The 26,026-nt window shown below is 43.2% G+C and carries 22 protein-coding genes; 9 read left to right on the forward strand and 13 right to left on the reverse strand.

Annotated features, from left to right (window positions below; genetic code table 11):
* Positions 1 to 8 precede the first annotated feature (8 nt).
* A complete protein-coding gene (locus OQX64_RS08850; protein ID WP_265818490.1) occupies positions 9 to 2,054 on the forward strand; it encodes a LodA/GoxA family CTQ-dependent oxidase in 2,046 nt (681 codons plus the stop codon).
* Complete coding sequence (locus tag OQX64_RS08855) at positions 2,054 to 3,205, forward strand: FAD-dependent monooxygenase (protein ID WP_265818491.1); 1,152 nt, start codon at positions 2,054 to 2,056, stop codon at positions 3,203 to 3,205. Before OQX64_RS08850 ends, OQX64_RS08855 begins: the two co-directional genes overlap by 1 nt.
* Positions 3,206 to 3,320: 115 nt before the next feature.
* Here the strand turns inward: OQX64_RS08855 and OQX64_RS08860 are convergent, their stop codons facing one another.
* The 6 genes from OQX64_RS08860 to OQX64_RS08885 form a co-directional block, all read right to left on the reverse strand.
* Positions 3,321 to 5,111, reverse strand: a complete 1,791-nt coding sequence (locus OQX64_RS08860) for an FAD-binding oxidoreductase (RefSeq protein ID WP_265818492.1) — start codon at positions 5,109 to 5,111, stop codon at positions 3,321 to 3,323.
* Positions 5,112 to 5,368: 257 nt separating this feature from the next.
* Positions 5,369 to 7,144, reverse strand: a complete 1,776-nt coding sequence (locus tag OQX64_RS08865; RefSeq protein ID WP_265818493.1) for an alpha-keto acid decarboxylase family protein — start codon at positions 7,142 to 7,144, stop codon at positions 5,369 to 5,371.
* Positions 7,145 to 7,149: 5 nt separating this feature from the next.
* Positions 7,150 to 8,955: a flavin monoamine oxidase family protein gene (locus OQX64_RS08870; RefSeq protein ID WP_265818494.1), complete on the reverse strand. Its 1,806-nt coding sequence runs from the start codon at positions 8,953 to 8,955 to the stop codon at positions 7,150 to 7,152.
* 342 nt (positions 8,956 to 9,297) lie between these two features.
* Complete coding sequence (locus OQX64_RS08875; RefSeq protein WP_265818495.1) at positions 9,298 to 9,606, reverse strand: GNAT family N-acetyltransferase; 309 nt, start codon at positions 9,604 to 9,606, stop codon at positions 9,298 to 9,300.
* A 20-nt stretch (positions 9,607 to 9,626) separates the two neighbouring features.
* Positions 9,627 to 9,905, reverse strand: a complete 279-nt coding sequence (locus OQX64_RS08880; RefSeq protein ID WP_088302838.1) for a hypothetical protein — start codon at positions 9,903 to 9,905, stop codon at positions 9,627 to 9,629.
* A 127-nt stretch (positions 9,906 to 10,032) separates the two neighbouring features.
* Positions 10,033 to 10,287 carry a hypothetical protein gene (locus OQX64_RS08885; protein ID WP_088302837.1) on the reverse strand — a complete coding sequence of 85 codons (255 nt, stop codon included), beginning with the start codon at positions 10,285 to 10,287 and terminating at the stop codon, positions 10,033 to 10,035.
* 200 nt (positions 10,288 to 10,487) lie between these two features.
* Here OQX64_RS08885 and OQX64_RS08890 point away from each other — a divergent pair, with 200 nt between their 5' ends.
* The 5 genes from OQX64_RS08890 to OQX64_RS08910 all read left to right on the forward strand — a co-directional run bounded on the left by OQX64_RS08890 (position 10,488) and on the right by OQX64_RS08910 (position 17,828).
* Complete coding sequence (locus OQX64_RS08890; RefSeq protein WP_265818496.1) at positions 10,488 to 10,913, forward strand: SRPBCC family protein; 426 nt, start codon at positions 10,488 to 10,490, stop codon at positions 10,911 to 10,913.
* 156 nt (positions 10,914 to 11,069) lie between these two features.
* A complete protein-coding gene (locus tag OQX64_RS08895; protein ID WP_265818497.1) occupies positions 11,070 to 12,461 on the forward strand; it encodes a TolC family protein in 1,392 nt (463 codons plus the stop codon).
* A 12-nt stretch (positions 12,462 to 12,473) separates the two neighbouring features.
* A complete protein-coding gene (locus tag OQX64_RS08900; RefSeq protein WP_265818498.1) occupies positions 12,474 to 15,758 on the forward strand; it encodes an efflux RND transporter permease subunit in 3,285 nt (1,094 codons plus the stop codon).
* Positions 15,759 to 15,770: 12 nt separating this feature from the next.
* On the forward strand, positions 15,771 to 16,862 hold the full coding sequence (locus tag OQX64_RS08905; protein WP_265818499.1) for an efflux RND transporter periplasmic adaptor subunit: 1,092 nt from the start codon (positions 15,771 to 15,773) through the stop codon (positions 16,860 to 16,862).
* A 24-nt stretch (positions 16,863 to 16,886) separates the two neighbouring features.
* The gene (locus tag OQX64_RS08910) at positions 16,887 to 17,828 is read left to right on the forward strand and encodes a helix-turn-helix domain-containing protein (protein WP_088302832.1); all 942 of its coding nucleotides are present in this window, start codon (positions 16,887 to 16,889) and stop codon (positions 17,826 to 17,828) included.
* On the opposite strand, the gene OQX64_RS08915 is transcribed toward OQX64_RS08910, so the two are convergent.
* Entirely contained in the window at positions 17,815 to 18,414 is a 600-nt protein-coding gene (locus tag OQX64_RS08915; protein ID WP_265818500.1) for a 2OG-Fe(II) oxygenase, read from the reverse strand. The two genes, OQX64_RS08910 and OQX64_RS08915, sit on opposite strands and share 14 nt — an antisense overlap.
* A 101-nt stretch (positions 18,415 to 18,515) precedes the next feature.
* On the opposite strand from OQX64_RS08915, the gene OQX64_RS08920 reads away from it, so the two are divergent.
* Both OQX64_RS08920 and OQX64_RS08925 read left to right on the forward strand, forming a co-directional pair.
* Complete coding sequence (locus tag OQX64_RS08920) at positions 18,516 to 19,523, forward strand: phosphotransferase enzyme family protein (RefSeq protein WP_265818501.1); 1,008 nt, start codon at positions 18,516 to 18,518, stop codon at positions 19,521 to 19,523.
* 61 nt (positions 19,524 to 19,584) lie between these two features.
* On the forward strand, positions 19,585 to 20,448 hold the full coding sequence (locus OQX64_RS08925) for a dienelactone hydrolase family protein (protein ID WP_265818502.1): 864 nt from the start codon (positions 19,585 to 19,587) through the stop codon (positions 20,446 to 20,448).
* Positions 20,449 to 21,179: 731 nt separating this feature from the next.
* Here OQX64_RS08925 and OQX64_RS08930 read toward each other — a convergent pair.
* From OQX64_RS08930 to OQX64_RS08955, 6 genes are read right to left on the reverse strand one after another with little or no spacing between them, the layout of a single operon-like run.
* Positions 21,180 to 22,142 carry a hypothetical protein gene (locus OQX64_RS08930; protein WP_088302828.1) on the reverse strand — a complete coding sequence of 321 codons (963 nt, stop codon included), beginning with the start codon at positions 22,140 to 22,142 and terminating at the stop codon, positions 21,180 to 21,182.
* Positions 22,143 to 22,150: 8 nt separating this feature from the next.
* Complete coding sequence (locus OQX64_RS08935; protein ID WP_088302827.1) at positions 22,151 to 23,248, reverse strand: toxic anion resistance protein; 1,098 nt, start codon at positions 23,246 to 23,248, stop codon at positions 22,151 to 22,153.
* Between the two features lie 25 nt (positions 23,249 to 23,273).
* Positions 23,274 to 23,888 (reverse strand): TerD family protein, encoded by a 615-nt coding sequence (locus tag OQX64_RS08940; RefSeq protein WP_265818503.1) that lies wholly within the window; start codon positions 23,886 to 23,888, stop codon positions 23,274 to 23,276.
* A gap of 4 nt (positions 23,889 to 23,892) precedes the next feature.
* A complete protein-coding gene (locus tag OQX64_RS08945) occupies positions 23,893 to 24,447 on the reverse strand; it encodes a TerD family protein (RefSeq protein WP_088302825.1) in 555 nt (184 codons plus the stop codon).
* Position 24,448: 1 nt separating this feature from the next.
* Entirely contained in the window at positions 24,449 to 25,285 is an 837-nt protein-coding gene (locus tag OQX64_RS08950; protein WP_088302824.1) for a phosphoribosyltransferase family protein, read from the reverse strand.
* Positions 25,282 to 25,977, reverse strand: a complete 696-nt coding sequence (locus tag OQX64_RS08955; protein WP_265818504.1) for an HAD family hydrolase — start codon at positions 25,975 to 25,977, stop codon at positions 25,282 to 25,284. The genes OQX64_RS08950 and OQX64_RS08955 overlap by 4 nt, the downstream gene beginning before the upstream one ends.
* Between the last annotated feature and the right edge of the window lie 49 nt (positions 25,978 to 26,026).

The raw sequence follows: 26,026 nt of genomic DNA on the forward strand, positions 1-26,026 counted from the left end.
TTCAAACCATGTCAGTAAATAAAGTATTCCGCATACACCCTACCATTAATTTTGCGCGCATAGGCTCCAGTAAAGCGTATTATCTTTCGCCAGAAACCAGTGCCGGCTTGCCGCTGGCAGGTTCGGCAACGACGGGAGGACTGCCTATTAAACCAGGAACGGAAAATGAAGCCATAGCGGCGACCGACCTTCGCGATGAGGATGGTTACCTTAAAAGACAGGCGGCCCGCTTCCGCTTATATTATTATGAATTAGACGGACCCGATGCTTATCCCTGCCCCGCCAAACCTGCGGAAGTAGTTAAGGGGACCACGCTTGCTGACGGACGGGTGGTTAAAGATATCATCTGGACGGTGCACCTGGCCAATAAAAAGGCTGCTTCCTACAATGTGGTACCGCTGGTGGGTATCAATGCATTCCAGGACGGTTTTCCGCAATTGCGCAACCCGCAAGTATACGGTACAACAGGTACTGTAGCAGACCCGATCCGCTTAAGAAACCTGGTGATTGATCCTGGTCCGAGGGCTGTTTCCGCCATTGCGAATAATAAAGCCAAATTCAATGCAAAAACCCCGGCCAGTTATTGTTCAAATGGAAAGATTGAGGAAATCACCGCCTATCCGGTCACCTTCCCTGCCGGCGAACTGCATTACCCCGCTGGCAAACTCGATTCATTGGGTGAGGTACTAACAGACGAGCAAGGCAGATTACTGGTATTGGCTGCTCATGGCCATACCGCTGCAGGAATAGATGAATATGGCGATCCGGTACCTTGCACAGGCGATCTTAATAATGCCAGCTGGTATGATGACGCTGCCGATGGGCCTGTATCTGCCACCATTGTCTTTGAAGATGGCAGCTTTCAGGAGGCTTTTAATGCCTGGGTGGTTTGCTGCGATCCGGCTTATGCGCCGCAGATCCGCAATGTTGTTTCTACCTGGGATGATGTTTATGATACCTGGGTAAGGGAAATGAACCTGCAGCCGGAACTGTTTAATGCCGAAAGTTTCAATCCGGCCTTTCTCCCGGCATTTGAAAGCATGGTGAGGCCGGTATTCAGGGCTGCGTTACTGCAACGCTGGACCGTAAACCTACCCCGAATGGCCGTTAAAGCACATGAAGCCGTGGATGCCATCACCGGCGCGGACAACCCTGACAAAACCATCATGGCCGGACTGAATTTTATCAGAAATCCGAACCTTACAGGCACCCCACAGTCTGAAGTGAACACCGGCGTACCGCTTATGCCTTTATCAGTGGGTGATGCCGGAACATCCTTCCTGACGGTGACCAAAACCCAGTATTTCTTTTTGGAACAATGGAGCAGGCACCAATTTATTGATGGTGAGGGCCAGCAGCTCGGCAAGGGTGAATACCTGGATATGGCATCCCTGAGCAACTGCCTCGGCGGCCGGTATGTACCCGGCATTGAAATGAGTTATATCGTGAGATCAACAGATATCTACCAGCAAGACTGGCAAACAACCGGCGCAGGACCGTTCAGATTGAAAGCCAGCCCCTTAAATTATGCTTCAGCGAATAAAGCGCCATTTTTAACTGCCGGATGGTTTCCGCTGCAGGGAGACCTGAGTGGTCTGGAACCCGGTGACATGACCAAGTTCATGGCCATACCATGGCAAACGGACTATAATTCCTGTTCCATACACCAGCCAAGTATCAATACCAACGGCGTAAATAAAACGAATGGCAATGGTACAACCCTGTATTGGTCATGGCCCGCACAAAGGCCTGATGCGGTTTACGTATCCAGCCAGGTGGTTAATAATGTTTTACCTAAACAGCAATGGGCCATCAGGGGAAAAGGCACTTATTCGCTGGATCCTAAAAGTGCCAGTACTTTCCAGAAAGCCAATCAATCTGTAAAAGACTGGGATAAGCTGGGCATTGTTGTGCAGGGTACGGTGATTGGACCTGACTACGATCCGGATTATTACCTTGAGGTACAAAACCAGTTTGATGAAACCATCATACCGGATAACCCGGCACTGGAGTGGCCCTTTAACACCAGTCCTTCTGCCAACAACCCCATTTGATGCGGAGCGCAGCATATGATGCAGTAATCATTGGAGCCGGGCCGGCCGGGCTTGCAGCAGCCATAACCCTGAAAAAACATGCTGATGTACAGGTGCTGGTTATCGATTCGGGAAAGGCTGACAAGATCAGGGCGGGGGAAAGCATCCCACCCGCCGCCCTGTCTTGCATCAGTTTTTTAGGTTTAAGGGACGTTTTTGACCATGCAAACCATTTTGCCTATCCTGGTCATGTATCGGTTTGGGGGCGTCACCTGGCCGGATTTAATGATTCGGTACTTGACCCGATGGGTCCGCCGTGGCGGCTAAACCGGCCGGTATTTGACTGCATGCTGGTGGAAGCGGTAAGCCGGCATCAAACCACTATCGCCTGGGAAACACAATACCTGAGCCGGCAACCCGCTCTCGATGGTTTTGAGCTTACCCTGTATGACCGCGTTAAACGGCAAAATTACAGCTTACGTACGAAAATGGTGATCGATGCATCCGGACCCGGTGCGCACTTTGCCCGTTCGTTAGGCATCAAAACACATCTTCAGGATCAACTGATCGGTTTACTCAGGTTCAGTTCCATCACCGCCGGAAAACTGACTGCCCAAACCCTGTTAGAAGCAGATCAAAACGGATGGTGGTATGCAGCCAAACTACCGGAAGATAAACTGGTCAGTATGTATATCACCGAAGCCCCGGTGCTCCGGCAAATCAATGTGGCTATGGCTGAAAATTTTTCCAAAGGCATTAGCCAAACACAACTCCTTGCTGCCCATTTAGCGCCGGTTGCGCTAATCGATCATTGCTTTTATAAATTTCCGGTCTACTCCTCCCGTTTGGAACAAGTGTATGGAAAACATTGGCTGGCTGCCGGCGATGCTGCCCTCTGCTTTGATCCAATTGCGGCGCAGGGCATTTACAAAAGCCTTTCAACTGGTATTAAAGCCGGAAAAACAGCATTGGCCATGTTAAAAAGCAATGACCATGACATGAGCGCGGCGGTGCTGTATCAAAACCACATTGACGATTCCTGGCAGCAATATATTGATCAGCGCAATCAACACTACCAGCAAGAACAACGCTGGCCGGAATCCGTATTCTGGCAGAAACGGGCAGAGACTAAAGTATACCCGTATAAAATGAAGCAGGAATTCAATACTTAATTTGCAGCTGCTGAAATTGATTTCACATCCCTGGAAGATTCAAGCAGAACTCATATCTTCCAGGAAAAACGGCCGCATAAGCGGCCGGAGTGGAAATTCTGTTTGTGGTTTTAAGCTAAATAATGGTTTTGCGGGTGCTTAACCTGTTTAACGGATCATTTGCATAATTTTTCTTGATGTCTTTCAGCTTGGCATAACTCTCCTGAAAATACACAGCAGTAGGGATGCTGGCATCTTTGAAGCTGATAAATGCACCGTATGTTTGCGGAAAATCAAGATCCCGGCACCATTCCAACCAGTCCAATGCTTTATTTACATACTGGTCTGCCTGTTTATTAACCCCGTTCTGGTTCCACCATACCTGATACTGTATGGTGTAGGGACTGCTTTTGTATGGAAATGCACTGCCATCATATTCACCTCTTTTCTTTTTATTGATCTCACTGTTATATTCTGTATAAAAGGAGCCTGAAATAGCGCCGAGGGTGATATAACAGGCTAACCCGGCATCAAATCCTTTCTGTTCGAGCAAGTCAGACTGCAGACTTTGAATTAAAATTTCCCGACCGGCTTTACCCAGTCCGCCGCCTTCATGACCTGCCTTCACCAGCTTTGATGTAATTTTCCGCGGTGCGGGATCATCAACCTCTGGCGGAATAAATTCATAGCTTTTCAATCCTGAATACTGAAGCGGTGAATTGCTGTTATCTTTCCAGTCAATCACCCGGTCCCAGGCAGAAAGACCGCCCCAGAAACTGTTGCTATTTAATCCATTCTCACCGGGATCTGCTGATAATCCATCCTGGAACGTCACATCATCAGGCGTAAAATCAGAATGGAACCATTGGCCAATTACTTTCCGGATCGCATTTTGGTCAACATCACTGCTCTGGTAATACCCATAAAAATAACATCCCTGACCAGTTGATTGATCATCGCCTGATTTAGCCATTATTTTTAAGTTTGTACCCAGCAGATCAGGGTTGTCGCCACTGATAATTTCTTCCCACTTTTCCAGTATTTCCAATGCCTTTCCATTTTTCCAGGACACGGTAAATTTGGTGGTGTAAGGGGGAAGCTGAAATGTTTTATAGACTAAACTGGTCACAATGCCATAGCTCATGCCACCGCCGCCACGGAGTGCCCACAGCAATTTCCGGTCATCATCGGTCATGCTGGCTACCGGCTCGCCATTTGCTTTTTTGGGCAACAGTTTTTCATCCCATAATTCCTTTACCATTCCATCACCTAAAACAATGGTTACGCCGGCCAGGCTTTCGCAGCCCATGCCTTTGGCGCGTGTCCATGGCCCCCAGCCACCACCAAATGAAAATCCGGCTACCCTTACCGAGTGGCAGGTACCATGAGGGATCCCTACCCCATTCTGATTTAACTGCGTAATCAGATCAATAAACCGGATGCCTGGGTCAATGATGGCGTAATTGTTATCCTGTTCCTTTTCCAGATTAAAAACCTGCACACTGTTCATACCAGAAAGGTCTATCACCAGGGCATCTGTACCCATGCACTCCCCTTCATGATCATGTCTGCCGGAACAAACCCTGATCGGCCCATCGAAAAAAGGGATCATCTTCACAATGCTCTGTACATGCTGCGTTGTAAAACACATCGCAATATATTTTGGCATAAACCGGTAATAGCGGTTATGGATTTTTCTCTGTTGATCATAATAGTAGGTTTTACCCTGATAGGTGATCTCTTTTTTTTCAATCTGAAGCAACGGCGGAAATCCTTCGCTTATGGTGTCTATAATATCCGGCCGATCGGCCAATTCTTCAAACTGACTGCGCATATTTTCTATATGCAGACGAATCTGCTCGCGCTCCGTAACGCCGTTTTCATAGCTTACATCCAGCTTAGAGAGGAAGTCTAAAATTTTTGACATCGTTAAATTGTAATTTAAATACCTGTTGTGATCCGGAAGATAACAGGCTAAAGAGCCCTTTTAAACAATTCTTCGGCTTAAAAGCAGCCTGTTTTGCCTGTTAACCTGTATTGATCAGCATGAATAAATGAATGGAATGTTTGATTTGAAAAAGTGTCAGCCCCTCATGACGAACATGTGGAGGCTGACGTATTGAATTGAAAAGCCATTAAGGCGCAGATACATCTATATCCGGCCTTTAACAGCCTCATCAGATGTTATCCGCATAATGACCAGTCTTTGTTCAGTACCTCATCTTCACCTGGCCGGTCATTTTTATAGGCAATGGCTTCCGGAATGTCCACCTCGGGCAAATGCACATGCACAATAAAATTGGTGTCTTTTACATCAAGTTTTTTAAGCACATCTTCCAGCTCATTCATAGTAGACACTTCGAAACCTTTGCCACCAAAAACATCTGCTAATTTGGCGTATTTCCACTGGTGCATTTTATTATAAGGATAAACCTCGTTCATATGCTCTACCGGATAATTTATTTTTTTATCGGTCGGCCTGAAAGGGTTTGGATTCGTGAGCATTTGTTCAATCCCATAAATGGTGTTGTCGAGAACAAATACAATGGTATTGTGCCCCAGTCTGGCCTGGTTGCTGATGGCCTGACAGGTTTCCTGGAAAGCTCCATCACCCACAAAAACAATCACCTGCTTTTCAGGCAAGGCACACTTGACGCCTACGGCAGCTGGTACTGAATAACCGATAGAAAGCCACGAGGCCTGCGCCACAAAACCATTGGCTTCTTTAATACGCAAACCTTGCGCACCCAGTAAGGAAAAGCCGGAATCAGAAACCACCACATGATCTGTCGTGATGAATTGATTCATCCGGCCAAAAAAGCTGTCGTAGGTGATCGGCAAATCAGCATCTTTCTTCCGTGGTTCAACCACAAAAGTTGCGTCTGCCACTTTCTGACTACTATCGTACATATGATGGGGTTTATACGCCACATCTTTGAGTTGCCTGCGCAGTTCGCTCATAAAATCGCCCAGTGATACGTTGGGTTCAAACTGTGCACCGATCCGCACCGATGAATGGTTGGCCAGGACGGTATGCTCCCCCCAAATATTAAAGCCACCCAGGTTTTTACCTGTGGTCCAGGCACCGAGCCCGATTTTGACACCGGCTTTCTTAAACCGTTCCTGCACATCTTTTGGAGAAGCATTGCCATTAAAAACACCCCGGAAATACCGGTTGCTTTCTGAAACGACTGATTTGCCCATGATGGAAGTGGTAAATTCAATCTTCGTCTCTTCTACTAACTTTAGAAATTCTTCCTGTAAGCCTTTCCGCTGAATTTCTTCACCGGCCCAAAAAATGGGCGCACCAAATTCCTTAATCAGTTCTACCGTTTTCTTTGCAGCCTCCACAGCATTTTGCGTGCAACGCTTATAACCATTAATCGCCAGTTTATGCTTCGGTGCTTCACACGGCATGCGCCATACATCTTCAAAAACCTCGAGATAAACCGGCCGGCCATAAATCAGGCAGGCCATCAATACAGCGTCTATTTTATAGGGTGCATCTACACTGCTCATCACCAGCTCTGCAGCAACGGTAACATGGCGATATACGTTGATGTTGCTGTACATGTCGCCGGTCATGTGTGAGGCCAGCAGGCCTTCGCCAATACTTTTCATCTGATCGGCGTTGGTGGGTGAACCATTGATCACCAGTACCGGGCAATGCTCTACATACGAACCTGCCGTAGCATTCAGCAAGGTAAAAGCACCCACGCCATAGGTCACTGCTACGGCAGCAAAACCCTTCAGCCTGGCATAGGCATCGGCGCAATGGCCGGCATTAATTTCATTCGTGTCGCCTATAATGTTTATTTTATCTGCGCTTTCATCTTCATCAATGGTATTTAAAAAAGGAGCCGAATAATTACCCGCTATCCCAAATAAATGGGTCAGGCCAAGCTCCTTCAGCCGCAATACCAAATATTTTGCAACGGTCATGTCTGTTAAATTTTCCATGGTGCTCAGGATTTAAGATCAACAGCCAACGGATTAATTACAGGTGAATCGCCATGAACAGCAGCTTCCTTCAGCTCATTCAGGTAAACAGGTGTTTCATTGACCTCAAGTGCCGTGCGTATTCCTGATTCAATGGCTCCTTCTATCCATGCATGTTTCAAAGAGGCATGTTCACCGGCGAAATGGGCCTTTCCCTCCCATTCTGTTTTTACAATATGCTTTTGCAGTAAATGCAACTGGCCGGGGTTAAATATGGCTGCTTCGCCGAAAGCATAAGGGTCCTGCATCCAGCTTTGGGTTGCACCGCCTATAATATTACCGGGATCGGCATTATTGCTCTGGTCTTTCTTTTCTTCACCACGGGTGACATGCAGTACTGCCAGACTTTTGATCCGCTTTTGTTCGGCCAGGTCCTGAGGTGCGTGGATAACGGCCACATTGTCCAATGCAATATTGTACCTGTCGATATCACTCATAGAATCCCAGCGGCTCGCCTCATCAGACCAGCAATAGGAGGCCAGCATCAAACCGTGCCCGTCTTTACCAATATCTTGGCTTGGATAATAAACAAACCTGTTGGACAGGTCAGTAATGGTACCACCGCCAACTATACCATAAGGTTCTTTTTCCCACCAACGCTCCTTAAATTCGAGCAATACCTTGGTTGCAGAATCGTAATGGAGTTCACGTATCGCTCTTCGTTTTTCCTGACTGAATTTCGGCCACACATGCACCATCCGGAATGCTGAAAAGGGAATGGTAACGATTACTTCATCAAATTCCATGCTGTCAAGCCTGTGGCTGTGCATGGTGTATTCATCTTTTTCCGGATGTTTCGTTTGATGGTCTTTTTCGCGATCGGTGGTGATTTTAACCTTTCCCGTTTTTTCATTGATCCAGAGTTTGGTGACATGGCAATTAAAATAAATGTTCTGGTGCAATTCATGCTTTTCGAAAAATCCGGTGGTCAGCAAGTCTGTACCGCCAATAATCTGCCAAAACTGGGTATCATCCTTAATCACGTTGGATTCGATAAAACTCTGGATAAAATCATAGGCCAGACGCGATTCCAGGTTTTGCAACACGGCGATCATTTCTATGGCATTCTGCGAATACAGCGACTCCATTAAAAAGCGCATCATCGAATAATTGCCATAGCGCTCGATCAATATCGGCCAGTTTTTTTCAGGGTTTTGCGCCAGAAACGCTTTTAATGGATTAAGCAATGTACCCAGCAGCTGATCAGCACGCTGGTTTTCAAAGTTATTGGGACTGGTTTCCAGGTGATAATCCAGTAACTGGTTCACATCAACACCTTTTTTATAATATTCACTTTGGATCACCCTAAGGTAATTCACAAACAAGAGTGATTTCCGTTCCTGTTCGGGCAAATCTTTGCGGGTGCCATTTTTGTAGGCGATGGCCTGTTCTTTATTTACCGAAACATAGTAAAAGGGTTCCGTTTTCAGTTCAAGCTGTTTAATATATTCCATGACCATCAGGTGGATGCTGGGAATGCGCATGGCACCCGCTTCACAATACAGGGAGTCATCTTCGAAATACTTTTTTCCGGCGGTATTGCGGAAGGTTTTGATCCGTCCGCCAACACGGGTATTGGCTTCTGCGATAGTAACCTCATGCCCAACCTGTTTTAACATGGCCCCGGCAACCATACCTGCCATGCCGGCGCCAATGATCAATACCTTTTTTTTCTTTTTGGGTTCAGGAATTTGTGTGCGGATGTAATGAAGATACTGTTGGATAACAGGGTCTGCGCTTTCATCAAGCAGACCATGGAGATAATTTTCCATTTAATGAGAGTGTTAAGAGTGATTAATCAGTTTGTTTTTGTATGATAAATATAAATACAAAATTATGATTTCAACAAATAACTGCTATTAAATATGAGACAACAGCAAAATAATCCATATAATATGAATCAAGCACTCACTTCAGATATGTATTAAATTTTATGCTCGAAAATATGATTGCCCAACATTACAAGAATAACAACAATTCCTTTTATATAACAGATTGCTTGGGCATATTTGCTTTCAGAAAATCGATGTATTCTCCATCACTGTCTTCTAAAAATTCATCACCCGCCATTTAAAACATTCCAGCTAAACACCCACCTTAAATAAGCAAGGCAGTTAAAATTCGGGTTTTACCTCTTTATTCCAAATATCCTGATATTCATCAGGATGGCGCTTAAACTGTGTCGCCACGTAAGTGCATAAGGGAATTACCTTCAATTGATTGGAACGGGCATAATTACTCATGGCATCTAACAGCAGTTTAGCATATCCCTTCCCTTCCTGATCTTCATCTACTTCTGTGTGATATACTTTTAGATCACCATCCAGAATCTCCACGATCATTTCGCCAATTTTCTTATCCTCATCAAACAGGTTGAATGCGGCAGGCTCCTCCCCATCATGTTGAAATTTAACTTCTGCCATAATATCATTTATAAAACAATTTATTTTTCTTCATTATCTGCATTTGTTTTCCCTTCTTCATAGCGGTCTTCCCCACTTTCATCTTCATGTACAATTAAGGAGTTTGGTGCTGCACCTGCGGGGTTACCCCCTGTTCCGGTTGTTTTGGGTGTACGCAGTAGGTCATCGTTTGCCTGTACATCTGCTGTTTCGGCCACATCTGTGTTGCCCAGTGCCTGCTGGCTTAACTGTTCCTGATCTTTTTCTTTTCTTTCATTTACTTCATCCAGAGGGGATGAGTGTACTGTTTTATTGCTCATATCATTTCGCTTTGATTAAGGAAACAACAATGCGAAAATCTGAATGTTTCAATAAATACTTTCTTTATCTCAGCTGACGGTAAACAAAAAAACAGTATCGGGGTTCGATACTGTTTTTTTAAGATCACTAGCTGTAAATGATCTGGTAGTTCACATTCACCCGTTTAGGATAATTGCTTTCCTTTTCATTTAAAGATACAAAGGCCGCATTGGTGTGAACCTTTGCCTTCAATGCGTGTTCGTAATGAAATTGAATGGTTTTTTCGTAATCTTTTTCTGTGTACATGGTGTTTTCTGCTAACAGATTCCGATCATTCAGATCTTCTGGCAATAAAGTGATGTCGCAATTTCCATCACTTATTTCTTTTACTAGATATTTCATTTTTGTTTAAATGTTGGTTTCCGCGCTCTAAACTATCTTCTGCGAAAGCACCAAAAATATGGTAAGTCTGCGTGGTGCATGTAATCTGAAAGTTAATTTTAAATTATTTATACCTGTGAACGTCATTCACTTTGCTTTAATTTATGATTTCAATCTTTTAAATACGTTGAAATTATTTATCTTTAGGTAAAGATCTCACCATGAATCATCTCCAACCCATAAAAGTAGAAACACTGATTGATGCACCTGTTGAAAAAGTATGGACATTCTGGACGCAGCCGCAACACCTTACCAAATGGACCTTTGCTTCCAGCGACTGGCATGTTCCATATGCTGAAAATGACCTGAAAGTGGATGGAAAATTTAAAACCACCATGGCTGCAAAAGATGGCAGTATGCAGTTTGATGTTGAAGGCATTTATGGCGTAGTTGATGCACATAAACGCATCGCCTATCAATTAGCCGACGGGCGGCAGGTGGATATTACATTTGAAGAAATTAACGGACAGACAAAAGTGACAGAAGTTTTCGATCCGGAAAATCAAAATCCAATTGAAATGCAGAAAGAAGGCTGGCAGTCTATCTTAAACAATTTTAAAAAATATGCAGAAGAACACGCATGTTAAGTATCATGCGCAACGTTAACCAGTATTTTTTTGATCACCCATTTCACTTGACCCACGTAACATTTCGATGATTATTTGATTCGCATAATTTTTGATTTGAACTAAATAATTGGATATTGTAGCCATAATTTACATTTGCGGTGTAAATTATACCATATGTTTCGCAAGTCTTTATCCTATTTTGCCGTTTCATTCCTTATCTTTCTTTCATTAACTGCAAAAGCACAAAAAATAAGCTTAAAAGAAGCTGTAAACACTGCTTTAACCAACTACGGTACCATTAAGGCAAAGGATAATTATGCAAACGCATCAAAATCTTCCATTCAGCAAGCCAAGCGGGAATATCTTCCAAATTTTAGCTTAAGTGCGCAGCAGGATTATGGCACCATTAATGGTCAGAACGGACCTCAATATGGTTTGGGTGGCCTGGGAGCCGCATCGTCTGGTCCTGCACTTGATCACCAGAACTGGAATGCTGCTTTTGGCGCATTATATTTAGCCAATATCAACTGGGATTTTTTCACTTTTGGCCGGGTAAGTGCGCGCATTAACATTGCCGGCGCCACCTATCAGAGAGACCAGAATGACCTGGAGCAGGAAAAATTTCAGCAGGAAATCCGGGTTTCAGCGGCTTATTTAAATCTGCTTGCTGCAAAGCGTTTAACCCGGTCGCAAGAAAAGAATTTAGCGCGGGCCATTATTTTTAAAAACACGGCAGTAATCAGGGCTAAAAACGGTTTAATCGCCGGTGTGGACTCCTCCTTTGCTAAAGCTGAGGTATCAAGCGCAAGGATAGCGCTTACAAAAGCCAGGGATGTAGAACAGGAACAAGCCAATAAACTCGGGGTTTTAATGGGGTTAAGTGCTGTATCCTACGAGGTAGATACCGCTTCCATTACGCGAATCCCCGGCAACCTGCTGAGCGACACCAGCATTAAAAGCTCACATCCTTTATTAAGATTTTATCAAAGCCGGATAGCCGTAAGCGATCAGCAGGTAAATTATTACCGGAAACTGTATTATCCCACCTTTTCTTTTTTCGGGGTGACCCAAACACGTGGCTCCGGTTTTAGCTCCGCCTACCTGCTCAACCAAAATGCTTATACCAGCAGCTATCTTGATGGTATTAAACCTACCCGTGAAAACTATTTGATTGGCATAGGTATGACCTGGAACTTGAGTGCCTTGCTCAAAAACCATCCGCAGGTCCGGGCACAATCCTTTATCAGTGCCGGTTTGAAGGAAGAATATGAAATGGCCGATCAGCAATTAAGGGCGCAGCTTTTACTGGCCGAGGCCAAATTGAAAAATGCCCTCGAAAATTACAGAGAGGCCCCCATTCAGGTAAAGGCGGCATCTGATGCCTATCTGCAAAAAAGCACGCTGTATAAAAACGGGCTGACGACACTGGTTGATTTAACACAATCGCTCTTCACTTTAAACCGGGCTGAAACTGATCGCGACATCGCTTATACCAATGTTTGGCAAGCCTTATTGTTAAAATCTGCAGCATTGGGCAATTACGACATATTTATTAACGAATTTTAATCAGCACCATACATGAACCTTATCCGTTTTGCCTTACGTAAACCCATATCCATATTGGTTTTAGTTGCGGGCTTATTCTTTTTCGGCATCGGGGCCATCAACCAGATTAAGGTTGATATTCTGCCGCAGATGAATTTGCCGGTGATCTACATAGCCCATCCCTTTGGCGGCTATACGCCCACGCAGATGGAATCTTATTTTGGCAAGCAATACATCAATATTCTGCTGTTTGCGAATGGTGTGAAAAGTATTGAAACCAAAAACACCCAGGGTTTGATGCTAATGAAACTCACCTATTATGAAGGTACCAATATGGCGCAGGCGGCTTCCGAACTAAGTGCCTTATCCAATCGTGCGCAGGCCATTTTCCCGCCAGGTTCGCAGCCGCCTTTTATTATCCGTTTCGATGCATCCTCACTTCCTGTAGGTCAGCTGGTGCTGAGCAGTCCCATTCGTTCCAATAATGAACTGCAGGATTTAGCCAATACTTACGTCCGTTCTTCATTCTCTGCCATACCAGGACTTTTATCTCCGGCACCCTTTGGCGGTAGCCCCAGGACCATTGAAATCAATGTAGACCCAACCCTCTTGCGCTCGCACAATTTAACGGTTGATCAGATTGTAGAAGCCATCAGGTTAAATAACCAGACTGCACCATCCGGAAATGTCCGCATCGGGGATAAAAATTATATTACGCCTACCAATTATACGATCAAAAAAATAAAAGATTTTGAACATATTCCACTGTTTAAAGGCGGGGTACAAAACCTGCAGCTCCGTGATGTGGCCACGGTAAAAGATGGTGCCGACTTAACCGCAGGTTATGCCCTCATTAACGGAAAGCGATCGGTTTATTTAAGTATTGCCAAATCAGGCGATGCCTCTACCTGGGATGTGGTTAAAAACTTAAAAAAGAACCTTCCGGCTATACAAAATACCCTGCCCGAAGACGTTAAATTATCCTATGAATTTGACCAGTCGGTTTATGTGATTAATGCTGTAAAAAGTCTGGTTAGTGAGGGAGCTATCGGTGCCATTTTAACTGGTTTGATGGTATTGCTTTTCCTGGGCGATAAAAGAGCAGCCCTAATTGTGATCCTCACCATTCCCACCTCCATTATTGCAGGCGTTTTATTCCTGAAATTATTCGGGCAAACCATCAACATCATGTCATTAAGCGGCCTGGCGTTGGCGATCGGTATCCTGGTGGATGAGTCTACAGTAACCATTGAAAACATACACCAGCATTTCGACATGGGAAAACCCAAAGCACTTGCCATCTGGGATGCCTGTAAAGAGATTGCCTTCCCAAAATTATTGATCTTATTGTGTATTCTGGCCGTATTTGCACCAGCCTTCACCATGACCGGGATTCCGGGTGCATTATTTTTACCCCTTGCCCTGGCCATAGGCTTCTCTATGGTGGTTTCTTTCCTGTTATCGCAAACCTTTGTGCCCATTATGGCCAACTGGCTCATGGTGGCGCATCCTAAAAAAGGAACTGTACATCACCCGGGTATTACACAGGATGAGGCTGATTTTGAGGCTACCGGAATCCCGATGGAAAGCGAGGGAGATACCTTAAATCAGAAGAAAATGCTCGTTGAAAGAGCAGATTCTGGCGGGGATGGCAAAATAGGTTTCTTCGAAAAATTCCGGAACCGTTTTATGCGCTTTCTGGACAGGATTCTTCCCCACCGGAAGATAGTGGTGATGCTTTACCTGCTGGTAATTATCGGCTCTGCGGCACTACTCCTAATGAATATTGGTCGGGATGTATTGCCAAAAGTAAATTCCAGTCAGTTTCAGCTGAGGTTAAGGGCACCTGACGGGACCCGGTTAGAAAGGACAGAAGAAAAAGCAAATACCGTTTTGGCAGAACTAAAAAAAATGGTTGGGGCAGAACACGTTTCCATTTCTTCGGTGTATGTTGGTCAGCACCCCGCCCTGTTTTCTGTAAACCCGATCTATTTATTTATGGCGGGTCCGCATGAAGCTGTTTTCCAGGTCAGCTTAAAAGATTACGAAGCCGATATGGATGATTTTAAAGATCAGTTGAGGGCCAGAATTAAAGAGAAACTGCCTGATGTAAAACTTTCCTTTGAGCCGATTGAACTCACAGATAAAGTACTAAGCCAGGGCTCTCCAACCCCGGTTGAAGTGCGTATTGCAGGTAAAAACAAAAAACAGAACGAACTTTATGCCAACAAAATCCTGGCTGAATTAAAAGAAATTTCCTACATGAGGGATGTGCAGCTGGCTCAACCCATTAAATATCCGTCGCTGAATATCGATATTGACCGCACCAGGGCAGCACAGGTTGGTGTAGATATGGCCGATATTTCGAGATCATTGATTGCCTCAACATCATCCTCCCGTTACACAGATAAAAATGTCTGGCTGGATGAAAAAATCGGATTGCCTTACAGCGTCCAGGTGCAGGTACCCATGAACCAGATGACCAGTAAGGATGATATTGGTGAAATTCCGCTGCTCAAAAATACTGCACGCCCGGTACTGAGCGATGTAGCTACCATCACTGCAGATACAACTTATGGCGAAAACGACAATGTGGGCGCCATGCCATTCTTATCGGTTACAGCAAACCTTTACCATACCGATCTGGGAACTGCTACTAAAGATGTTAACAAAGCCATTGCGGATATTGGCGAACTACCAAGAGGACTGACCATTTCGGCTATTGGCTTGGGTAAGGTATTAACAGAAACGCTGGACAGTTTACAATCTGGCTTACTGGTGGCCATTGTGGTGATATTTTTAATGCTGGCGGCAAATTTCCAGTCGTTTAAAGTTCCCCTGGTAATTTTAGCAACCGTTCCGGCGGTAATTCTGGGTGCTTTGCTCCTGCTTACCTTAACTGGTTCCACGCTTAACCTGCAATCCTACATGGGCATTATCATGTCGGTTGGGGTATCCATTGCCAACGCCGTTTTACTGATCACCAATGCTGAACATTTGCGCAAACATAATGGCAATGCGCTGGAATCAGCCAGGGAAGCCGCTGCATTACGACTTCGTCCGATTATTATGACGAGTGTGGCCATGATTGTGGGCATGATGCCCATGGCCATTGGCCATGGTGAAGGTGGCGGGCAGGTTTCGCCCCTGGGAAGAGCCGTAATTGGCGGATTACTGGCCTCTACATTTGCGGTTCTGATTATTTTACCGCTAGTGTTTGCCTGGGTGCAGGGCAAGGAAACTACCGATTCCATGTCATTGGATCCGGAGGATGAAGAAAGTGTACATTACATTAAAGGTTTAGCAGAAAACGAATAAATTACGACCATCATGAATATAAAAATATTGTCTACTTTTTTAGGATTAACCCTGATCACCGCCATGTATGGTTGCGGAAATACGGAAAACAAAACCGAAAAGAAAAAACAAAAGCCTTTAACCATTGCCACTTTCGAATTAAAAAAAGAACGGCTGTCTACCCGGCTGAGTTTACCAGGAGAATTGATTGCGCTGCAGCAGGTTGACCTGTATGCCAAGGTGAGCAGCTTTGTTAAATCGCTAAAAGTGGATATCGGATCAGAAGTGAGCAAAGGTCAGTTGCTGATGACTTTGGAAGCACCTGAAATGAGTTCTCAGCTGGCGGCAACACAATCAAGGATTAAAGCACAGGAGGCCATTTATACGGCCAGCAAAGCAAACTATAACCGTTTGTATGAAACTAGTAAAACACCTGGAACCATTTCAACAAATGATCTGGATCAGGCCTTGGCTAGAAAGAACGCAGATCTGGCGCAATTGGAAGCTGCCAGAGCGGCATACAAAGAGGTGGGCTCCGTGCAGGATTATTTAACCATCAGGGCTCCGTTCAGCGGAATTATCTCGGCCAGAAATGTAAACCTGGGTGCTTATGTAGGTCCATCCGGCAAGGGCTCAGATCTACCGTTATTTACGCTTCAGGACCAGAAAAACCTGAGGTTAGCCGTTTCCATACCCGAAGTTTACACCGGTTATTTAAAGGCTGGTGACGAAATCACTTTTACGGTTAAATCATTGCCCAACCAAAATTTTACAGCTAAAGTAAAACGCCTTTCGGGTGCTTTGGATTTACGCCTCCGTTCTGAACGCATTGAAATGGATGTGCCAAATGCGGGTAAAACATTATTGCCCGGTATGGTAGCAGAAGTCAATATTCCCTTACCTGCCCAAACAGGCACTTTTGTAGTGGCTAAAAAAGCACTGCTGGATACCAGCGAAGGTTTATTTGTATTGAAAGTTGTACATGGAAAGATGGTGAAAATAGCGGTTAAAAAAGGCAGGGAAGCAGATGATCGGGTGGAGTTATTCGGCAACCTCTCAGAAGGTGACAAATTAGTTGCAGAACCGACGGAAGAAATGCATGAAGGAATGCCGATTAAATCTTAAATTTGATTTCATAATTGTTTTAATATGCTGGCGAGAAATCAGGAAATTAATGCCTTAAATAAAAAAGAAACCCTGGAGGATTTTTACAATAAACTAAAAATTACCCGTCCTGAAATTCCTACGCCCAGCCTGAGAATGATTGATGACATCGGTCATTTCAATGTGTTTAACCGTGCGGTGGTTTGCACCAATATGCCTTCAGCATTTAGCAGGCGCGATTTTTATAAAATATCGCTCATCATTGGTAATGGCATCCTGCACTATCCGGATGCGCAAATAGAAATTAAAGGAAGGGCCTTATTGTTTACCAATCCCAATATCCCATATTCATGGGAAAGTACCTCAGTGAAACCTGCCGGTTATTTTTGTCTATTTACCGAAAATTTCATCCATAGCCGGAATGAAAGCTTACGTGATTCTTTAATCTGGCGAATTAATGACTGCCCGGTTATTCATATTGATGAAGCACAGGAACAAACGCTGGTGGGTATTTTCTCCAGTATGATGAAAGAAATGGACGGTGATTATGTACATAAATACGACCTGCTGCGAAATTATGTACAACTGATCATTCATGAAGCCTTAAAGGTTAAGCCGAAAGACAGTCTCTTTAAGCAAAATAATGCATCGGTCAGGTTAACGGCTTTGTTTATTGAATTGCTGGAGCGGCAGTTCCCGATTGGTTCTACAGAACATGTATTGGAATTAAAAACGGCACATGATTTCGCCTTACGTTTAGCTGTTCATGTGAACCACCTTAACCACACGGTAAAGGATGTAACAGGAAAAACCACTTCAGAGCATATTGCCAAAAGAATTACCACAGAAGCCACTGCTCTTTTAAAGCATACCGAATGGAATATTTCTGAAATTGCCTATTGCCTTGGTTTTGAATATCCTGCCAATTTCAATATCTTTTTTAAACGCCAGGTTCAGTGTACGCCAAAAGCCTTCAGGGCAGGCTAACCTTCAGCCAGCCGGTAATGCTCATCCTCGGTTTATGGGTAATCAAAACTTCATGGGGTAAATCTGCACTTCTGAAGAATACAGTTTTGCCACTCTCCGGTGAGATACTTTGCACAAAGTCATCATGATAGATGCAGAGTTCTCCCCCATCGCCATCTTCCCAGCCGGTATTCAGGTAAAGGATCATGGAATATTGACGGCTACCATTGTTTTGAAACTGATCAACATGTTTTTGATAAAAGGTGCCCGCTTCGTAAAGGGCGTAGTGAAATTCATAGTCTGTAATGCCAGTATAACAGGTGTGATTGAGATAAAGCACAAATTTGTCCATTAAATCAAAAAATTCATTTTCATACTTGTTATGATGAGAACGATCCAGCCAATAAATGACATCACTCCTGATGCGCTTATCCTGGTTGATGATCACCTCATTCCCTGTTCCCCCGTTTAAAAATTCCTGATCGTGATATAAACCGAGGAGATTTTCCTTTAAATTTGCAGATAGTGTAAGACTCAGAAAGTGTTCTGCTGTACCCACTTTACTCTTGATATAACGATCAATGAGGCAATCAAATATTTTTTCCAATGAAAAAGATAATCTTAAAGCTGAATGCCTAGAGGCTTTAAAGGTAGCCTTTAATCAGGACTATATTTTTAAAACTTTACCTTAGTATAAACATTCTCCTTATGCAACACCGTTTGTTCCCAGCTCAATATTCTACCCTTTCATCAGCTGCCTTACAAGCACATCTTATAGATGCCTACCAATTACCTGCTGACACGACTTGCAGGCTGCTGATCAGAAATGTAAGCGACACCTATCTTTTAGAAAACAGCGAAAGCCAATACATTTTCAAAATTTATCGTGATGCGCACCGTAAGCTGGATGAAATCAGCGGGGAAGTTTCTTTGTTGAATGCGCTTAAGGCTGACGGACATTCGGTATCTTATCCCATAACAGATCAGCATAACAGGCAAATCCAGCAATTTAATGCCATAGAGGGGCTAAGGAATGGCATTCTTTTTACTTTTGCACCGGGCAAAGTCATTTATGACCTGAATGAAATGCAACTGCATACGCTGGGTACGGACATTGCAAAATTGCATGTCAGCACATCTGCCATCACCTTAAGCCATCCAAGGCCTGTTTTTAATTTACAAACTACCCTACTTGACCCATTGAATAGCCTGGAGCCATATTTGAAAGAAATGCCTGAAGATTTTGAATACTTAAAAGATATTGCTCAGCGGGTCATTCAAAAATTCAAGTCTTTTAATAGCGCATCATTTTCAACCGGCTATTGCCATTACGACCTGTTTCCGAAAAACTTCCACTTTGATGAAAAAGGAAAAATTACTTTTTTTGATTTCGACTTTGCAGGACATGGTTATCTGGTGAATGATTTAATGTCGTTTCTGAATCATTACTTTTTTCACCAGCTGAACAATGCCATCACCAAAGAACAGGCGGCTAAAGATTTTAACATCTTTCTGGATGCCTATCAGCAGGTTAGAAAACTTAGCCCGGATGAAATTGATGCGATACCTTATCTCGGCATTTGCTTCCATATATTTTTTCTGAAATTCTTTTACGACCATTTTGATGATTGGTCGAATCCTTTTTTGACACCAAAATTCACCAGAAGCAGGATAGAACTGATTCGGAAATGGGAATTGATGTATTGTAATTTTTAAGCAAATGTTAAAAAGTTCAACCATCCTGATTATCTTGTACCAACACTAAAAATCATTTAAAATGGATCAGAAAATTATCACGCTTTACGATGAATATACCCATAGCGGACTGAACAGAAAGGATTTCTTAAAGAAACTGGCTTTACTGGCCGGTGGCACAGCCATGGCCATGACCATTTTACCCTTACTGGAAAACAATTATGCGGCAGCCGCAGCCTTTAACAGTGATGAAATTGAGGTAGAAAACATCACCTATGCCGGCACGGATGGAAACATGAAGGCCGTTTTAGCAAAGCCCAAAACGAGCAGAAAATTGGGTTGCGTTTTGGTGATCCACGAAAACCGCGGATTAAATCCACATATCATCGATGTAACAAAAAGAGTAGCAGCTGAAGGTTTTATCGCCTTAGGTGTAGATGCACTTTCACCCTTAGGCGGCACACCTACCGATGAAGATAAAGGCCGCGAGCTGATCGGAAAACTTGATCCGGAAAAGAACCTGCAGAATTATTTAAAAGGGCTGGAATATCTTCGCAACAGAAAAGATGCCAATGGCAAAGTGGCTTGCCTTGGCTTTTGCTGGGGTGGCGGCATGGCCAATAAGTTAGCAGTAGCTGATCCAAAATTACAGGCTGCCGTGGCCTACTATGGAGCACAGGCAAATGTGGCAGATGTTCCTCGCATTAAAGCCAGCTTAATGTTACATTATGCTGGCCTGGATGAACGGATTAATGCCGGTATTCCAGCCTATGAAAAAGCCTTGAAAGACAACAACAAGGATTATAAAATCTATATTTACGATGGTGTGAACCATGCATTTAATAACAATACTTCACCAACCAGGTACAATGAGGCAGCGGCGAAACTGGCCTGGGGCAGAACAATTGATTTGTTTAAACATAAGTTGGCTATATTAACGAGATGATAACCCAATCCGTCATGCTGAATTTAGTTCAGCACCTTATTTTAAATTAACATCTTAAAGATAACGGCTATTCAAATAATTTTCCCGCAGATCTAGAAGATTTCCGCAGAATTAAGTGCTAAAGTCTGCGCTCATCATTTGAATCTGCGGGACCAGCTTTTGCATCATGCTGACCCATTCATAATAACGAAACTAATTCACGAAGACGAATCTTCAAGGGGCATCGTCATTGCTGGAGTCACGACAGCCTGCCCCGACATTTCGGGGAAGCAATCTGTTTCACCAAAATCTGCGCTGATTATTTGAATCCGCGGGAATAACCCTTCTCATCGTGATGACTCCGCTCCTGTTAACTTTTAGGGGAAGCAATCTGTTTCAACAAAATCTGCGCTGATTATTTGAATCCGCGGGAACAACCCTTCTCATCGTACTGACTCCGCTCCTGTTAACATTTCAGGGAAGCAATCTGCTTCATAAAAATCTGCGCTGATTATTTGAATCCACGGGAACAACCCTTCTTATCGTGACGACTTCGCTCTTGTTAACATTTCGGGGAAGCAATCTGTTTCACCAAAATCTGCGCTGATCATTTGAATCCGCGGGACCAACCCTTCTCATCGTGCTGACTCCATTCCTCTTAACGATGATACGGTATCCCCCTTCGGAAGGACGAGTATCGAGTAAAATCCTCATTACAATAACGGTTTTATAAGGAGATTCTACACCCCCACCTAAAACAGTTCTGTTTTTAACATGGCCTTTAATATATTCGATTGTACGTCGAAATTATTGAGGTGGTTTAAGAAATTGATATCTGAAATTTTCATATAGCTATCTTCCAGCAGTGCAGTAATCTCTGCCGGAATCGCTACCTTCAGTACGGCGGCATTGCTTTTAAGTTTGTCATTTTTATATTCCAGTTCCTGTACAATGCGCGCTTTCTCAGAAAGGTTATTTTCTTTCTCTATTCCGTTGAGCAGGGATACATCGCAAAACAGGAATAGGTTTCTGCTGGGAAAGAACATAAAATACCGGTCTGTATCCAGGAAACGATACACCTCCATCACCAAATCGCCACACTTTAAACCCAGGGCAAAGGTGGTACGAAAATCATGCTTGCACAACAGGCCCATCAGTTTCTTTTCTATAACGGCATTGATATTGGTGTAAACCTGCTTCGTACTGAAATCAATCAGCCGGGCAAGCTGATCAGGATTGATATCGAAATAAAAATCATTGGCATACTTTGAGCTGAATACAAGCATGTTTTTTGAGAAAGGAAAGTCGGTACTGAGATCGGATAACACAGCGAATAACCGTCTTAACGACTGGTTAATTTTTAAAGATTGCTTTTGCTGATCTAAACGGTAATTTTGCTGGTTAACGACCGAACCGGAAATCCTGCTGATGAGTTCTTCATTAAGACTGATCTCATCATAAAGCAGACTCACATTTTTTTCGTTGCTCTTTTTTATTTTCCGCAACAGTGCAATTACACTTTCTGTAAACTGAACATGGAAAAGATCCAGTTTATCAATTTCCAGTTCTTCATTATTGGCAAATAGCTGATGAATAACCTGGCTCCGTAGATAAATTTTATATATAATCTCTTCATCAAAAAACACCGAAAGCAACTGTAAACGGTTGATTTCGGTGCTCGATTTTTCTAAAATATTTAAACGGTAATCATCCATGCTTTAATTTAACTCACCCTCGTTACGTTCTTTTTCAGCTCTGCTTCTAAAGTTTTCAACTCACCATCCAGCACTTTTCTGCTTTGTGCCCCTGCTTCATGAATTTGTTTGACCTCATTCAGGGTACTGATTAGCGATGCTGTCGTTATTTTAAGGGTCTCCAAAGATACCACAGTTTTCTCATTCTCCTTAGCTACATCAATGCTGTTTTGTTTCAGCATCTCCGCATTCTTTTGCAAAATGGTATTGGTAGTATCCGAAATTTTCTTCTGCATCTCTACATTGGCCTTTTGTCTTTGCAAGGCAACGGCAATGGTAAGCTGATTTTTCCATACGGGGATGGTGGTAGAAACAATAGACTGTGCTTTTTCTGCAATAGAGGTATTGTTATTCTGTACCACACGGATCTGGGCCAGGGATTGCAGCATGATGAACCGCACGATCTTCATATCGGCCAGTCTTTTATCCAACCGGCTGATAAAGTCTCTTAAATCAGCAATTTCATAATCCTGGTAGTCTGCCGGCCGGCCTTCCATTTCAGCCAGTTTTAACGACAGTTCATTATATTTCAGCTGTCCGGCAATAATCAACTCTTCCATTTGATGAATGTAGCCCACATTGCTATCAAACATGGTTTGGAGAGAACTGTTATCCTTAATAGAATTTAATCGGCCAGCCTTAATTTTATTGGTGATCTTATCGATGTTATTCACCACCACATCATACTTCTGGAAGAGCTTTTTAACATCCACCACCAGCGATTTCAGAAAAGGAATCCTGGAAATAAAACTTTTAAAGCCGCTCTGCTCCAGCTCAGAAATATCAATATAATTCAGTTCGGAAAGCAATTCATTAATTAAGCCTCCCACTTCGCCACTGTTGTAGGTTCTTACCGATGATAAAAAATCATTACTGTATTTCTCCATCGAATTCTGGGCATCGCTTCCGTAATTTAAAATTGAATTCACATCGGAGGGTTCCAGCGACTTGCCCAGTGCTGCATATTTTTCGGTTTCCTGAGGGGATATTTTTTCAAGATTTACATTTCCGTCTTTATCCAGTTTTACCGGGGTGAGCTCCGGAATAGTGTTTGGGTTGGTTTCCATAGTTTAATTTTTTTAAGCTTTAGGCTTATAAATAATTTTGAGTCACCGTTTTCACCGTATCTTCCAGTTTCTTATCTTTTGTAGGCTCTCCAATGGCATTAAATTTCCATTCGTTGTTCTTCTTATAGAAAACACCCATCACCATAGATACATGGCCGGCAAAGTTGGATCCGTTGGCAATGTCATACTTGGCGAAAACTTCTGTTACCTGTTTGGTTGTACCTTCGTAAATCCGGATAGAGGCAAAAGGGATGGTTCCGAAATCATGCCCCCTGAAGCTGTTTAAAACAAAAGCTACATAGGCCACATTGGCATCCAGCTTCGAGAAGTCGAGTGTGATAATTTCATTGTCCAGCCCGTCATCACCGCCCATATCTCCGGTTAAATCATCGCCACTGTGCTTAACAGATCCGTTTTTTGATTTCAGGTTACCAAAATAAACCACTTCCAGCAGTTGCTTGTTTTCATTATACAAAGCACAGCTGGCATCTAAATCCACTGCTTCTTTTGATGAGCCAAAACCAAATAATCCCTTTTTCTCTATCGCACCCCAGTTAATGCCTACACACACGTTTTGCAATTTGCTCCCGTTGCTTTTTTCCAGGCTGATGCGTTGTCCTTTTTGCAGATTGATTGCCATAATATTATTGATATTTGTTTAAATAATCCTGTAAACCACCTTTCATACCCACTCCTACGGCTTCAAATTTCCATTTGCCTTCACGCTTATAAATCCGACCGAATTCTACAGCGGTTTCAATAGAAAAATCTTCTTCCAGTTCATATTTCAAAATCACTTCATTGGTAACGGCATCAAAAATGCGCACAAATGAATTCCGCACCTGACCAAAGTTCTGTCTTCTGTTCTCCGCATCATGAATGGTCACCACCACACAAATTTCGCTCACTTTCGGGTCTATCCGGGTTAAATCCACCTTAATTTGTTCGTCATCACCATCACCATCGCCGGTTAAATTATCGCCGGTGTGTTCTACTGCGCCGTCTGGTGAAACCAGGTTATTGTAGAAAACAAAATTCTCGTCAGAGATTAATTTCTTCTGGTCGTTTAAAATAAAAATTGAAGCATCCAAATCAAAGGCAGACCCTGTTGATGAATTGTTGGTATCCCAACCTAAACCTATTGTAAATTTCGGCGCATCGATATTTTCTCTCTGCCCCTTTTGCAAGTTGATAGCCATATTATATTAATTTATAAGTATTGTCTTTAATGTAACTTTTAATGAGTTGTAAATTATCAGCATAAGCTTCCATTAAATGGTAGCTGTTGCCTAAAGCCAGATCGTACAGCTGGTGAATAAAATCGTGATCCATACGCTCTAAAAATATCGAAAAGCTTTGGTGTTCGGCATTTAAGATATATTTCACAATCCGGGTATTGAAACAAAAATAACCGTTGCTGATGATTTTTTCCAGGTCGAAAATTGATTTTACCTGATGGTAATTCAGAAAATTCTCTACGTTGGGATGAATCTGAGGGTTCACCAATTCGGCAAAATAAAGCATATGGATTTCATTTTTTAAACCGTATGCTTTGGCCATTTTTAAAATCATGCGTTCATGGCTTCCGGTGATTTTAATATCATCGAGGAACAATAAGGTTTTTCCTTCCAGAAAATCCCTGTCGATGTGAAAAGTATCATTACCGATCAAATTCATGCGTTCTTCGGCACTCAGCTCACCGTAATCCTCCTTATAGGTAATGGTACGGTGCACTTTTGCTTCCTGCACGGTAAGTCCGCCGTTTTCCACCAGCCAGCGGTTCAATTGCGATACAAAATAATTTTTCATCGCAAAAGTTGCCGTAGGAATAAAACTGTAAGGACTGGAAATCACCACAATCTGGTCGGCTATCCGGTTATCGGCCAGGTAATACCTGATAAAGCCATCGGCCAGGTCTTTACCAAAAGAACGGGCCACCAGGTCATCGCCGAATTTAAAGCGGCTGTAATCATTCGGATCGAAGCCAAAATCGGCAGTATTATCTATTTTATGAAGGGAGTAGGTATATGGAATCATGAGAGAAGATTGGAGATAGATAGGTTGTTAGAATGGATCAGCATGCTGTTTATGCCCATTTGCTGCGCGCCACGGATATCGGCCAAAGGATTGTCACCCACATGGATGATGTCATGTAAAGCCAAATCCGGATGTTTTTCCCGGTCGATCGTGTCAATCATCAGCTGAAAAAAACCACTGTTGGGTTTAGACATCCTCACTTCATCAGAATAAAGCTGAAAATCGATAAATTCATCAATTCCCAAATGATTGATCACCTTTCGGAGGGTATGGCCTTTTATGAATCCCGTATTGCTTAAAATATTGGTGGAAGTCTCACCATGACCTTTAATTGCCGATAAGACGTCCAGGCAACGGTTACAATAAATTAAAGGCATGTGATGAAGCAGCAGTACTTCCATTTGCTGGTATAGTGCTTCCAGATCAAGATCATGAAAGTTAAAATCGTAGTCATTGATGATGCTGATCACCATCAGGTACATTTCATCGGCATCAACATTTTTACCGGTTTTTTCATTGATGGCATTCACCATTAAATCTACCTGTCTGAATACCAGTCCCACTTCATCCAAACTTTTACGCCTGGAATTAAGATGTTGATGGAAATAGCGTGTCCGCTCCAGTTTAAAAGCAGGGTTAGACTTAATTAAGGTTAACCAGAGATCAAAAGAGTAATGTTTATAAATGCGCATTCCCAATATGTTTTCCTGTAGCTATAATTGTAAATTCATGACCATACCT

Source organism: Pedobacter sp. GR22-10 (assembly GCF_026239715.1).
GTDB lineage: Bacteria > Bacteroidota > Bacteroidia > Sphingobacteriales > Sphingobacteriaceae > Pedobacter.